The 12,406-nt window shown below is 39.8% G+C and carries 12 protein-coding genes and 4 pseudogenes; 6 read left to right on the top strand and 10 right to left on the bottom strand.

Annotated features, from left to right (window positions below):
- Positions 1 to 40: 40 nt before the first annotated feature.
- A complete protein-coding gene (locus Aba26S_RS15520) occupies positions 41 to 1,198 on the bottom strand; it encodes an iron-containing alcohol dehydrogenase (protein ID WP_000931664.1) in 1,158 nt (385 codons plus the stop codon).
- A 183-nt stretch (positions 1,199 to 1,381) separates the two neighbouring features.
- Between Aba26S_RS15520 and Aba26S_RS21670 the strand changes: the two are divergent.
- Positions 1,382 to 1,711 (top strand): annotated as a pseudogene (locus tag Aba26S_RS21670) (IS3 family transposase); the annotation flags it as partial.
- Between the two features lie 85 nt (positions 1,712 to 1,796).
- On the opposite strand, the gene Aba26S_RS15510 reads toward Aba26S_RS21670, so the two are convergent.
- The 4 genes from Aba26S_RS15510 to Aba26S_RS15495 all read right to left on the bottom strand — a co-directional run bounded on the left by Aba26S_RS15510 (position 1,797) and on the right by Aba26S_RS15495 (position 4,901).
- Complete coding sequence (locus Aba26S_RS15510; protein WP_000920558.1) at positions 1,797 to 2,099, bottom strand: putative quinol monooxygenase; 303 nt, start codon at positions 2,097 to 2,099, stop codon at positions 1,797 to 1,799.
- A 333-nt stretch (positions 2,100 to 2,432) separates the two neighbouring features.
- Positions 2,433 to 3,263 (bottom strand): S-formylglutathione hydrolase, encoded by an 831-nt coding sequence (fghA, locus tag Aba26S_RS15505; RefSeq protein WP_000402510.1) that lies wholly within the window; start codon positions 3,261 to 3,263, stop codon positions 2,433 to 2,435.
- Between the two features lie 228 nt (positions 3,264 to 3,491).
- Positions 3,492 to 4,604: an S-(hydroxymethyl)glutathione dehydrogenase/class III alcohol dehydrogenase gene (locus Aba26S_RS15500; protein WP_000842149.1), complete on the bottom strand. Its 1,113-nt coding sequence runs from the start codon at positions 4,602 to 4,604 to the stop codon at positions 3,492 to 3,494.
- Positions 4,605 to 4,625: 21 nt separating this feature from the next.
- Positions 4,626 to 4,901, bottom strand: a complete 276-nt coding sequence (locus Aba26S_RS15495; protein ID WP_001133624.1) for a metal/formaldehyde-sensitive transcriptional repressor — start codon at positions 4,899 to 4,901, stop codon at positions 4,626 to 4,628.
- 468 nt (positions 4,902 to 5,369) lie between these two features.
- Between Aba26S_RS15495 and Aba26S_RS15490 the strand changes: the two genes are divergently transcribed.
- Both Aba26S_RS15490 and Aba26S_RS15485 read left to right on the top strand, forming a co-directional pair.
- Positions 5,370 to 6,365: a zinc-dependent alcohol dehydrogenase family protein gene (locus tag Aba26S_RS15490; protein WP_001038512.1), complete on the top strand. Its 996-nt coding sequence runs from the start codon at positions 5,370 to 5,372 to the stop codon at positions 6,363 to 6,365.
- Positions 6,355 to 7,371, top strand: coding sequence for a zinc-dependent alcohol dehydrogenase family protein (locus Aba26S_RS15485; protein ID WP_000009382.1), 1,017 nt, complete (start codon positions 6,355 to 6,357; stop codon positions 7,369 to 7,371). The genes Aba26S_RS15490 and Aba26S_RS15485 overlap by 11 nt, the downstream gene beginning before the upstream one ends.
- A gap of 50 nt (positions 7,372 to 7,421) precedes the next feature.
- Here the strand turns inward: Aba26S_RS15485 and Aba26S_RS15480 are convergent, their stop codons facing one another.
- On the bottom strand, positions 7,422 to 8,321 hold the full coding sequence (locus Aba26S_RS15480; protein ID WP_000551635.1) for a LysR family transcriptional regulator: 900 nt from the start codon (positions 8,319 to 8,321) through the stop codon (positions 7,422 to 7,424).
- A gap of 135 nt (positions 8,322 to 8,456) precedes the next feature.
- Here Aba26S_RS15480 and Aba26S_RS15475 point away from each other — a divergent pair, with 135 nt between their 5' ends.
- The 3 genes from Aba26S_RS15475 to Aba26S_RS15465 all read left to right on the top strand — a co-directional run bounded on the left by Aba26S_RS15475 (position 8,457) and on the right by Aba26S_RS15465 (position 10,572).
- The gene (locus Aba26S_RS15475; protein WP_001059479.1) at positions 8,457 to 9,197 is read left to right on the top strand and encodes an SDR family oxidoreductase; all 741 of its coding nucleotides are present in this window, start codon (positions 8,457 to 8,459) and stop codon (positions 9,195 to 9,197) included.
- Positions 9,198 to 9,268: 71 nt separating this feature from the next.
- Positions 9,269 to 10,267 (top strand): zinc-binding alcohol dehydrogenase family protein, encoded by a 999-nt coding sequence (locus tag Aba26S_RS15470; RefSeq protein WP_000649022.1) that lies wholly within the window; start codon positions 9,269 to 9,271, stop codon positions 10,265 to 10,267.
- A gap of 20 nt (positions 10,268 to 10,287) precedes the next feature.
- Positions 10,288 to 10,572, top strand: coding sequence for a putative quinol monooxygenase (locus Aba26S_RS15465; RefSeq protein ID WP_000156169.1), 285 nt, complete (start codon positions 10,288 to 10,290; stop codon positions 10,570 to 10,572).
- Here Aba26S_RS15465 and Aba26S_RS15460 read toward each other — a convergent pair.
- The 4 genes and pseudogenes from Aba26S_RS15460 to Aba26S_RS15445 all read right to left on the bottom strand — a co-directional run.
- A pseudogene (locus Aba26S_RS15460) lies at positions 10,562 to 10,864 on the bottom strand (hydrolase or metal-binding protein); the annotation flags it as partial. The gene Aba26S_RS15465 and the pseudogene Aba26S_RS15460 overlap by 11 nt on opposite strands.
- 25 nt (positions 10,865 to 10,889) lie before the next feature.
- Positions 10,890 to 11,261, bottom strand: a pseudogene (locus tag Aba26S_RS15455) (Fic family protein); the annotation flags it as partial.
- Positions 11,262 to 12,035, bottom strand: a complete 774-nt coding sequence (locus tag Aba26S_RS15450; RefSeq protein WP_000208596.1) for a DEAD/DEAH box helicase family protein — start codon at positions 12,033 to 12,035, stop codon at positions 11,262 to 11,264.
- A gap of 125 nt (positions 12,036 to 12,160) precedes the next feature.
- Positions 12,161 to 12,406, bottom strand: a pseudogene (locus Aba26S_RS15445) (DUF262 domain-containing protein); the annotation flags it as partial.

The following is a 12,406-nucleotide window of genomic DNA, read 5'->3' as shown; positions in this document are numbered from 1 at the left end:
TTGCCGTGTGGCGTGAGCATGCCAGATACGCGCATTTAGCTTAGATGCTCGTCGCGAGAATTTGGCGACTGATCTCTAATGAAACAGTTTTATGTTCGCCTAGCTGTGTAAGATTGTGTGATTTAAGTTGCGTAATGATGATCTCAATATCTGTCTCCACCAGTCCATAATCGCTAAGACGAGTCGGCAATCCAAGTTGCTCAAAGAAGGCTCGAGTACGAGCAATAACAGTATCAATACGTTGTTCTTCATCACCTTCGACAATCTGCCAGACACGAGCTGCATACTGTAGTAATTTTTCTCGCTTCTCTTGACGACGCACTTGTAGATTGGCCGGAAACACAATGGCCAAGGTACGAGCATGATCAATACCATGTAAAGCCGTGAGCTCATGTCCAATCAAATGGGTTGACCAATCTTGTGGTACACCAGCTCCAATTAGCCCATTCAGTGCCATGCTAGCAGCCCACATCAAATTCGCACGCGTGTCATAATCTGCTGAATCGTCCAAGATTTTCGGTCCAATCTCAATCAGAGTTTGCAATAGACCTTCGGCAAAACGATCTTGTACTTGTGCATTGACAGGGTAAGTTAAGTACTGTTCCATGACATGAATAAATGCATCGACCACGCCATTTGCTAACTGGCGCGTCGGCAAGCTAAAAGTTTTATTCGGATCGAGTACGGAAAATTGCGGAAAAACATGGGGACTGCTAAATGACAATTTGGCTTGGGTCGATTTTCTGGTGACTACCCCACCGCTATTCATTTCTGAACCAGTTGCCGGAAGGGTGAGTACACTCGCAAAAGGCAAAGCTTGAGTAATTTTAGTACCATGGGTTTCTAAAATCTCCCATGTATCCCCTGTATAATTGACTGCTGCTGCAATAAATTTAGTACCATCAATTACCGATCCACCACCGACAGCCATCAAGAAATCAATCTTTTGTTCACGAATCAGCTCTACGGCTTTCATGAGGGTTTCATAACTCGGATTCGGCTCAATTCCGCCAAATTCATGAATTTCTCTTGCACCTAATGCTTCACGCACTTCAGCTAAAGTACCATTCTTACGTGCACTTTCACCACCAAACAACATTAACACTTTTGCTTCTGTAGGCACATAGTCATTGATTTTAGCTATTGTATCGCCACCAAAAATAATACGGGTCGGATTATAAAAGTTAAAATTCAGCATATTTTTATCCTAGGATAATCAGTTAATTGATTTGAAAAACCACCGTTATTCATCAAATAAACTTTAAAAAATTGGGCAACACTGCGGCTTTTGACTACACCATGTGCTAACTATACATAAAAATAGACCAGTCGTCTATTTTTATAAATATTATTTCAGCTTGCCGACTTTAGTTATGGTTAAACAAATTCAGGCTTGTTCTATACCACTTTTATTATTGATGTATTTTCACGAGCGATTGTTGGATGGAAGGTATCAACACGTATGACTACTGACATGGTCGTGAACGCATTAGCTAAAACAGTGAATGACTCATACAAAATAGCGATGATTAAATATTTTAAAAGCAGATTGGCACGGTTTAGCAGATGTACAAATGCGACAGTAAATTAGATAGATTGGTTCAATATAAAGCGTGTAAATAGTTGCATTCGTTTATTTACCCTGTTTTGGATATTGACCCTTGTAAATGATGAGATTAAGCCATTAAATAAAGTAGCCCAACTTGAATAGAAAGCCTCTGACAAACATCATAGGGTTGAAGTGCTGCCTTACATTCAAAATTTCAGACAGCACCCTCATACATTTAAGCATAGGTTTAAGCTGGTAGTTTACTCGCCAAAACATCTACTTTTTCAATAGATGGTGGCTCTGAAAATAGCTCTTCGGCCTGAGCCATCAACGCAGCTGCAACCTTGCCAGATAAATGCGCTTGGCGACCCGCCTCATCAGGAAATGCATCAAAAATACCAAATGTTGTAGGACCAAGACGAAGGCCAAACCACGCAACTGTCGCAGGTTCTTCCATTACAATAGGTAAACCGGCTTTAAGAAAAGCTTCCACTTCGTCTTCTTTACCCGGTTTAGCTTCAAGACGGACATATAAAGCTGTTTTAAGCATGACTAAAACTCCATAATTGATTAGAATTCAAACTGAATCTGACATTGCTAATGTATGCATGTCAGAAAGTTTTGTTGTATAAAAGTTAAAAAAATTCCCATAGCTGAGCCAAAATTTAGGTTTTTATTTCGACATAATGCTATGAATTTATTCAAGTTAATATCATTAACATTTGAATCAAAAAATCAAGATATGAGATGATTAAATTCAATCTTATTTATATAAGGATCAATTGACTCTACCTTAGATTTATAAGCTGACCTCTTCATCTGGAAATTATATTGCTCAAGAAGTATTCAAGAACAATATTGTACATCCTCATATCTATGAAAGTTATTTAGCTAGGAATTTGCTGTGAAACTCTATATGTTTCTCTATAAAGCTCGCAATGAAGTAATAGCTATGGTCATACCCTTCTCTTAGGTTAAGTGTAAGAGGATATTCTTGTTCCAAACAAATATCACTAAGAAGCTTAGGCCTTAACTGTTCTTCAAGAAAATCATCAGCTGTTCCTTGATCGACTAAAATAGGTAAATGAACTTCAGCGTTTTTGATTAATTCAATCGCATCATAGCTTTTCCATAAAGTTTCGGTTTCACCTAGGTAGTGTGTAAAAGCCTTTTTCCCCCAAGGTACTTGGCTAGGTGCAACAATTGGTGCAAAAGCAGAAATACTTTTATACAGCTCAGGATTTTTTAATCCAATTACTAATGCACCATGACCACCCATGCTATGACCCATAATACTTTGGACTTGATTGGTCGGAAAATTCAGGTCAATCAGATTTCTGAGCTCTTCCACAATATAATCATACATTTTGAAATGCTGCGACCAGGGTGCTTGTGTTGCATTCACATAGAATCCTGCGCCTTGGCCTAAATCATAATCTGCATGATCTGGTACATCCTCTCCACGTGGGCTGGTATCTGGTGCAACAATAATGACTTTATGTTCAGCCGCATACTTTTGTGCTCCGGCTTTAGTAATAAAGTTCTGTTCGTTGCAAGTCAATCCTGATAACCAATATAACACTGGCAACCGCTCATCTTTGTCATGAGGTGGCAGATATATTGAGAATTTCATTGAACAGTTTAATGCTATTGACTGATGGCGATACACTTCTTGCGATCCACCAAAAGAAGCATGCTTCTCAATTATTTCCATAATCAATTACCTATGTTGAGCAAGACTTCATGAGAAATCAAGTAAACAAAGAGTCTTACATTCTCCACAGAGAATAGTGATAAAGATTTAAAATGTAGGCAGGTTTATTGAACCTATAAACGATGCCTACACAGATAGATCTGTTTTACAGATGATGTGCCGTTTTAGAGGATTCCATGCATGTCATTCATGATGCACATGCATGGAAAAGTATAAGGTCTGACACAATTATTCGTAATGAATTACAGTACGAATTGACTTACCTTCATGCATTAGATCAAAGGCTTCATTGATCTGATCCAAGCCCATCGTATGTGTCACAAATGGTTCTAATTGAATTTTACCTTTCATGGCATCTTCAACCATTCCTGGAAGTTGCGTACGACCTTTTACACCACCAAAGGCAGAACCTAGCCATTTACGACCAGTAACCAGTTGGAATGGACGGGTAGAGATTTCCTGACCTGCGCCAGCTACACCAATAATTACGGATTGTCCCCAGCCACGGTGTGCACTTTCAAGGGCTGCACGCATCACATTCACGTTACCAATACATTCAAATGAATGATCTACACCCCAGCCAGTCATTTCGACAATTACTTGCTGGATTGGTTTATCGTAATCTTTAGGGTTCAAGAAGTCCGTTGCACCAAACTCTTTTGCCAGCGCAAATTTATCTGGATTCATGTCAACCACAATAATACGCCCTGCTTTAGCTTGACGTGCGGCCTGTACGACTGCCAAACCAATACCACCTAAACCAAAGACCGCAACACTATCACCTTCTTGTACTTTAGCCGTGTTATGTACTGCACCGATACCCGTTGTTACCCCACAACCCAGTAAGCAGACATGTTCGTGATTGGCTTCAGGATTGATTTTAGCCAATGATACTTCTGCCACTACAGTGTATTCACTGAACGTTGAGCAGCCCATATAGTGGTAAATCGGTTGACCATTGTAGGAAAAACGAGTGGTACCATCTGGCATTACGCCTCTACCTTGAGTTTCGCGAACGGAAATACACAAGTTCGATTTTCCAGATTTACAGAATACGCACTCGCCACATTCAGCAGTGTAAAGTGGAATTACATGATCACCTGGTTTGACGCTAGTCACGCCTTCACCAACCTCAACTACAACACCAGCACCTTCATGCCCGAGAATAGCGGGAAAAACACCTTCAGGATCATCGCCAGATAAAGTAAATGCGTCTGTATGACACACACCGGTATGGGAGATCTTGATTAATACTTCACCTTTCTTCGGTGGTGCAACATCAACTTCAACAATTTGAAGAGGTTGACCAGGACCAAACGCAACAGCAGCACGTGACTTCATGGAATAATTCCTTATACAGATCTATTTTAAATATGATTTTAGAATCTTGGCGATTTCAGCCAATTCTTCTTTTCGTTGTTGTTCTGTGGTTTCACCTGATACTAAAGTGTCCTTTAAATGAACCTCCAACATCTCATTCATTAAACCATTAATAGCACCACGCACAGAGCATATTTGTTGCAGAATTGCACCACATTCCACATTGTCTTCTAACGCTTTTTCAATCGCTTGCGTCTGACCTTTGATCTTTCTGACGCGTAGAAGAATCTTTTTTTTGTCTTCAACCTGATTAGGCATCAGACCTCCTTACTTGCTAGCATTAATACTATAGTACCCCATAGTATAAAAAAAGCAATTTTTTTTATAAATCGAAAAACAAAAAGATCTTTAGCGAAAATTTTCTATCTCTGTTTTTAGTTTTTTTAAATTAACATCATAGAGCTTATGCGAAAGTCACAAAAAAAATGGGACTTTTAGCTCCCATTTTTTTATTTTGGCTCATGTTCTTTGTAATGCTTTGACCTTTTAGAATTATGTTTCAAATTTTAGCCACTTTGTAGATATTTTGAACGTTTCAAGCCTTGAAAATACTACCGACAGTTTAAATTAAACTGCCTTTACAGACTGTACTAGAATATTTTTAGTGAGCGAATGATATTTATTATTCATTATTTAGGAATTATTAAATCCTATAAATATCATTTATTGGATTATTTTACTTTGATACTGTGCACATCATCCCCCAGTTAAGAATAAGGAACAACTATGAATAAGATGATGAATGCTCTTATCCTAGAAAATTTTGGTGATCATGAATTTAAACGTGTAGAACTCCCTATACCTCAACCAGAGGCTGGGCAAGTTCTAGTACGTATTCATGCTAGTGGTGTAAACCCTATTGATTATAAAATTCGTCTTGGTGAAGCACCATATGCTATGCCAGAGCTTCCTGCCGTGTTGGGAACAGATATGGCTGGGGTTGTAACTGCTGTTGGTGAAGGTGTCACCCACTTCAATGTCGGAGATGAAGTTTACGGTCTGATTGGTGGCGTTCGTGGTCTTCAAGGATCTTTAGCAGAATATGTTTTAGCAGATGCTGATCTGATCGCATTAAAGCCACGCAATATCTCTATGCGCGAGGCAGCAGTACTACCATTGACGTTCCTCACGGCTTGGGAAGGTTTAGTGGATAATGCGAAGGTCCAACCAGGGCAAACTGTACTGGTTCAGGGTGGTGCTGGTGGCGTTGGCTATATGGTTGTTCAGCTTGCAAAAGCACTTGATGCAAATGTTTGGGCGACTGGTCGAACAGCTGATCAATCACTGATTTCAGAACTCGGTGCAACACCTCTCGATTACACAACAGCATCTTCCGATGACATTATTGCTGCAAGCCCTGAGGGTCAAGGTTTTAACATTGTTTACGACACTGTGGGTGGTCCAGTACTCGAAGCTTCACTTTCCATGACAACTCACTATGGCCACATTACCAGCTGTGCTGCATTTGGTAATCATAATTTAGCGAGTTCATCTCTACGGTGTGCCACAGTGTCTGGCGTATTCGTCCTAATGCCGATGTTAACAGGCAATCGCCGTGCTCATCATGGTGATATCCTTAAGATCGCGACTCGTCTCGTTGAGGAAGGTAAACTGCGTCCTATTGTTGATCCTCGTCATTTTACTCTAGACCAAGCGATTGAGGCTCATGATGCTGTTCAAGATCGCTCTGCCAATATTAAGGTCGTGATTGATGTCATTTAACGCACTTCAGGCCAAGACTTGGCGCTTCAATAGTATTGGAGATACAGATGTTCTGGCATTAGAAACACTTCCTGTTGCTTTACCAGCAGCAGGAGAAGTTCTAATCCAGATGAAAACGATCGGACTCAACCGGGCTGATGTAATGTTTCGGCGTGGAACTTATATTCAAAAGGCAGTATTCCCTTCTCGTCTGGGATATGAGGGAGCAGGCATAGTTCTGGCAATAGGTGAAGGTGTACGCCAATTTTCTCCAGGAGATGCAGTATCGATTCTTCCGACTGACAATCTAGCCAAATATGGGACATATACGGACAAGCTTCTGATTCCAGAAACTTTTTTAGTTCACAAGCCTGATAGTTTAAGCTGGGAAGAAGCTTCTTCAATCTGGATGCAGTATTTGACGGCTTGGGGTGGTGTAATCCATGCTGGTGGAGTTTCGAAAGGAAAAACGATCTTGATCACAGCAGCTTCAAGTAGCGTAGGACTAGCTGCGATACAAATAGCTGAAGCAGCGGGTGCTAAGGTTATTGCAAGTACACAGACGATAGAGAAAAAGCAACGTTTACTGGATCTCGGTGTTAAAGATGTTATAGCCAGTGAAGATGAACCAGATTTGTATGAGGCGCTTGTTTTACGTTTAGGTGGAGAACATCTTGATATCGTCTTCGATGCTGTAGGAGGGCCACATATTGAACAGATTGCAAAAGCGATGTCTGTGGGAGGAACTATGGTTATGCATGGTGCGCTTAGCCCGGAGATCACACCATTCCCCCTTAAAGTTGCATTACGCAAGAGCTTAACTATGCGAGGTTTTTTGTTCCTTGAGGTTCTCCACGACCCTGTTCTAAGGGAGCAAGCCAGACGATTTATTCTTAGCAGTATAGGTGCAGGATATCTTCGTCCTGTGATCGACTGTTGCTTTAACTTTGAGGACATGCATGACGCTCAGCGCTATCTTGAATCAAATCAGCAAATAGGAAAAATTGTAGTTACTCTGAATACATGATGGTCTTATCTGATTTCTACTTTCTAGAAAAAAGGTTAATTCCAGCTGATTCAGTTTTCTATATGGCCCAGCACTTCCGCTAAGTAATCAAACAATACTCGGATTCGCAAAGGTGTCGGGCCCCGCTGTGGACGATATAAATACAGGCGCCAAACGGGAGAGGTTTCCTCATGAAGTATCTGAATGAGCTTACCACTCCTAAGCCACGGCAAAACTAGAAATCCAGGCATGTGTCCGAATCCAACGCCAGCGAGAATAGCTTGAAATTCAGCTTCTAGATCATCTGTAATAAAACGGGGCTTTGATGGCGTAAAGCTTCGACTTTCGGTGAATGTCCATGGCCAGTAACGCCCTGTTTTATGATCGACTAGTGCTGTTAGAGGGTATTTATCAAGGTCAATAATTTTTTTAGGCATTCCAACCTTATCAATTAACTCTGGCGTACCCACAGAATAAAAGTTCACTTTCGCCAATTCCCTTGCCACATATCGATTGTCCGGCAAAAATCCAAATCTGATCCCGATATCTATCCGCTCATCGATCACATCCGAGTGTGAATCTGTTAGCACACAATCCACGACAATATCTGGATAACGTGTGGCAAATTCTGCTAGTGCGGGTACTACCAATTTGCGCCCTAACACAGACGACACAGTAAGACGGACAGTCCCACGCATTTCATCTCGTTTTTCCTTGGTGTCTTTTACAAACAAAGCATCGATCGATCCCACCGCAAAACGTGCTTGCTTTGCCAGACGCTCACCATCAGCGGTAATTTTAATTTGTCGAGTACTCCTGTAAAACAGAATCTCTCCGCGCTGCTCTTCTAGCTCTTTTATTGCCCGTGTTACTGCCTGTGGGGAAATACCCAGCTGAGTTGCTGCCTCTTTAAAATTTCGAGACTCTGCTGCGACACAAAAGATACGCATCATTTCCAATTTATTATGCATGTCCAATCCTGTGTTATGGCAATTATTCCGTAAATAGGAATTCTGAAAGATAATATTATTCATTTATTCTACCCAACAAGGCTGTAATACTTAACCCATCAAATATGATTGACAGATAGGTTGAAGGTTACTTGTATGAATAATATAGAAAATAAAGTTATTGTGATCACTGGTGCAAGTAGTGGTTTAGGTGAAGCTACTGCTCGCTTACTTGCTAAAAAAGGTGCAAAGGTTGTACTTGGTGCTAGACGTACTGAAAAATTAGAGGCTATTGTTCACGACATTCGTGCTGAAGGTGGTCAAGCTGAATTTATTGGTATGGATATAACCAAACCACAGGAAGTACAAGCACTTATTGAAAAGGCATTAAGCGCATTTGGTCAAATCGATGTATTGGTAAACAATGCTGGATTAATGTCTATTGCACCATTAAGTGAGCTAAAAGTTGATGAATGGGATCGTATGATCGACATTAATATTAAAGGTGTTCTTTATGGTATAGCAGCTACCCTACCTGTTTTCCAAAAACAAAACTTTGGACACTTTATTAATCTCGCATCTGTTGCAGGGATAAAAGTATTTAGTCCAGGAGGTACTGTTTATAGCGGTACTAAGTTTGCTGTAAGAGCCATCTCAGAAGGACTTCGTCATGAAGTTGGGGGAACCATTAGAACGACTACTATTGAGCCTGGTGCAGTTGAGTCAGAACTAAAATTTGGTTCTTCTCATAAAGAAAGCTCAGAGTTTGTTACTGATTTCTACAAACAAGCCATACCAGCTGACTCAGTCGCTCGAGCAATTGCTTATGCAATTGAACAGCCTGCGGATGTAGATATTAATGAAATTGTTTTACGCCCAACGAGCCAAGAGTTTTAATGATTGAATAACAAAAAATGGGAGCACCTCGCTCCCATTTTTACTATATTTTTAAAGTTAAGGACAAATCTATGAAAGCCGTATCGTATGTTATAAATAACCATGATGATTTTAAAAATTCATTGGTAGATACTGAAAAAGCGAAGCCTACGCTTAAGGAGCGTGATGTACTGGTAAAAGTTCAGGCAATCTCTGTGAATCCAGTTGATACCAAAGTGAGAAAAAATTCGTCTGAAGCAAATAATCGTATTTTAGGTTGGGATGCCGTTGGGGAAATTATTGAAGTTGGCTCAAAAGTTACCTCGTTTAAAGTAGGAGATTCTGTTTGGTATGCTGGCGATTTAACCCGAGATGGTAGTAATGCTGAGTTTCAAGCAGTCGATGAACGAATTATCAGTCTTAAACCAATTACAGTATCTAATGCAGAAGCAGCAGCATTGCCATTAACTGCGATAACAGCATGGGAAATGCTGTTTGATCGGTTTCAAATTTCAGAAACAGAAGTTGGCAGTATTTTAATTATTGGTGGTGCAGGTGGTGTAGGATCAATCGCTATCCAACTCCTAAAAGCAAAAACAAATCTGACCGTTATAGCAACAGCTTCACGTGAAGAAACGAAATCTTGGGTGGAATCATTGGGTGCCGACCATGTCATCGACCATAGCAAAGATTTAAACGAACAAATCGAAGCACTAGGTATTGAAAAACCAAAATACGTATTCTCTACCAATCATACAGAAACATATACCAAGCAAATAGTTTCTCTGATTGCACCACAAGGCAAGCTTGGATTGATCGATGATCCACAAACATTTGATATTATGCCGTTTAAGACTAAATCTATTTCTATCCATTGGGAGTTGATGTTCACCCGTTCAATGTATGAAACCGATGATATTGAAAAGCAAGGTGAACTGTTGCAACAGGTTGCCCAATTAGTTGACCAGCAAAAAATTAGAAGTACCCTCAACCAAAATCTAGGCAATATTAACGCTGCAAACTTGGAGAAGGCGCATAAGTTGCTTGAATCAGGTAAGTCAAAAGGCAAAATTGTACTAGAAAACTTCTAAAACAAACTCAAGGTGAAATAATGACTATTTCAGTAATTGCGAACATTAAGGCAAAATCAGATCAAAAAGAAACGTTAGAAGCGCTTTTAAAAAGTGTAATAGAGCCTACGCTTCAAGAAGAAGGATGCTTGAAATATGAGCTTTATATTAGCGAAAATGACTCGAGTAGATATTTCTTCTTAGAAGAATGGCGTAGCAGAGAGGATTTAGATATCCATCTAGCCTCTGATTATATTCAAAGTTTATTTGGTAATATTCAATCGCTCATTGAATCAAGTGATATTGTAGAAATCAAAAAAATATAGCCTTCTTGCTCTGTTCATCAATTTGCTTGGCCTGAGTAATTGTATCATTCAGGCCAATACCCTCCCGTAAAGTTAGATCCACGTAATACAGAGGTTGGCGATAGCTTTGTGTGGTGCTTTTGCCTCTTAAAGTGAGTTGCAATGGTAGGCACGACAGTAAGCCTCCTGAAGTTGCACTGTAGTAACTCAATCGTGCAGCCAAGGTTCGAATACTATTAAAGCCAGGAGTTCTAAAGATGAAGGTCCCAAATTCATCTGAGTCATCCAAATTCATATACAAGCACCCATAGGGGATTTATCCACAATTGAAAGTATTGTTATCTTTTTAATCTATACTTTTGTTTCGGACTTTTCGGTTTATCTGGAATAGTACGCTGAATCGAGCCAGCTTCTATGGCAGGATTCAAGTAATTCTTTTGGAACGTTGCTCGATGAGTCAATCCGACCAATTGCATCAACTCAGCGAAAGTATAGTCTCCTTGCTTCATTGCTGAAATTAACCGTTGAACATGATCGCCAGCTTGAGCGGTAGCATGACCGCTATCTTGAGCGGTATCAGTTGAACTAAGAATGGCATCTAAAATCATCTGTAAGATGAATTCTATAAATGGGGCTGAATCTGTTCGGTCTGTACTTGCTTGCAAAGCCTCATAGTAGGCTTTTTGATTTTGATAGATCGAACTCTGAACTCACTCTTGGGCAATTGCAGATTCAATCCCATCTTTATTTAGAATTTTACGTAATTCCATTGCCGTTTCGCCACTTTGTGAACTGTGGGCTTCATCGACAATAACAGCGAAATTCTTACCTTCTGTACTCAAATCAACCTTAATGCCTTTTTTCGCTTGGGTGCGAATAGATTGCATGATGTATGGGAATTTTTGGATAGTAGTAATAATGATAGGTACATTCGAAGCTAAGGCATTGGTGAGCTGTAAGGTGTTCTCATCAATCTTTTGTACCACACCATCTTTATGCTCAAACTGTGCAATTGTTTCTTGTAACTGACGATCCAATACAATACGGTCAGTAATCACAATAATGGAATTAAAAATTTTCTGATCATCTGCATTATGCATCGATGCCAATTGATGTGCGAGCCAAGCAATCGTATTTGACTTGCCTGAACCTGCTGAATGCTGAATTAAGTAGTTATGACCTGAACCATTGGCTTTACTGTGTTTTGTGAGTTTACGCACAGCATCTAATTGATGGTAGCGTGGGAAAATCATTGTTTCTTTTTCTATATATCGAAAGCCAGTATCAGTTCTAATCTTTTTGGTTTCTACACTCAAATGCATATATCGAGCAAAGATTTCCATAAAACTATGACGAGCTAAAGTTTCTGTCCACAGATAATGCGTGCGTACATCGCCTTCTACAGGTGGATTACCTTTACCATTTAGATAACCTTTGTTGAAAGGTAGAAAAAAGGTATTCTCTCCATCCAACTTCGTGGTCATATAGACGTCACAAGTATCTACTGCAAAATGAACCAAAGTCCGTTTTTTAAACTCAAATAAACGTCCTTAGCTTTATTAATGCAATTATATTTTGCACTTTTTTCCGTACTGCAAAGAATACTACTTCAATCTTCCACTTCTTCTACTTGCTTTTTATATCCTATATAGCCTTTTAACGACCATCTTTTCATTGCAAACTTAATGTAAAGCTCTTCTTGTTCATGGATAATTTCATTATAAAATTCAGAATAATAATTGACTGTCTTTTTGATATCTTGCCGAGCTTTAACTACCTTCCGAATATATTTACCTACATTTTTTACATGCTGTAAATCTGTAGATGGCTCTTGTTCAAAGCCATGAACCGTACC

The organism is Acinetobacter sp. NBRC 110496, from assembly GCF_000876115.1.
In the GTDB taxonomy this organism is placed as follows: Bacteria; Pseudomonadota; Gammaproteobacteria; order Pseudomonadales; family Moraxellaceae; genus Acinetobacter.
The sequence above is the reverse complement of the archived record's forward strand: the minus strand, read 5'-3'. Positions and strand labels throughout refer to the sequence as shown.

Coding starts and splice junctions, on each gene's coding strand:
- Aba26S_RS15520 (WP_000931664.1), bottom strand. CDS start 1,198: ATGCTGAATTTTAACTTTTATAATCCGACCCGTATTATTTTTGGTGGC.
- Aba26S_RS15510 (WP_000920558.1), bottom strand. CDS start 2,099: ATGCTTAAAACAGCTTTATATGTCCGTCTTGAAGCTAAACCGGGTAAA.
- fghA (WP_000402510.1), bottom strand. CDS start 3,263: ATGGAAATAATTGAGAAGCATGCTTCTTTTGGTGGATCGCAAGAAGTG.
- Aba26S_RS15500 (WP_000842149.1), bottom strand. CDS start 4,604: ATGAAGTCACGTGCTGCTGTTGCGTTTGGTCCTGGTCAACCTCTTCAA.
- Aba26S_RS15495 (WP_001133624.1), bottom strand. CDS start 4,901: ATGCCTAATCAGGTTGAAGACAAAAAAAAGATTCTTCTACGCGTCAGA.
- Aba26S_RS15490 (WP_001038512.1), top strand. CDS start 5,370: ATGAATAAGATGATGAATGCTCTTATCCTAGAAAATTTTGGTGATCAT.
- Aba26S_RS15485 (WP_000009382.1), top strand. CDS start 6,355: ATGTCATTTAACGCACTTCAGGCCAAGACTTGGCGCTTCAATAGTATT.
- Aba26S_RS15480 (WP_000551635.1), bottom strand. CDS start 8,321: ATGCATAATAAATTGGAAATGATGCGTATCTTTTGTGTCGCAGCAGAG.
- Aba26S_RS15475 (WP_001059479.1), top strand. CDS start 8,457: ATGAATAATATAGAAAATAAAGTTATTGTGATCACTGGTGCAAGTAGT.
- Aba26S_RS15470 (WP_000649022.1), top strand. CDS start 9,269: ATGAAAGCCGTATCGTATGTTATAAATAACCATGATGATTTTAAAAAT.
- Aba26S_RS15465 (WP_000156169.1), top strand. CDS start 10,288: ATGACTATTTCAGTAATTGCGAACATTAAGGCAAAATCAGATCAAAAA.
- Aba26S_RS15450 (WP_000208596.1), bottom strand. CDS start 12,035: ATGACCACGAAGTTGGATGGAGAGAATACCTTTTTTCTACCTTTCAAC.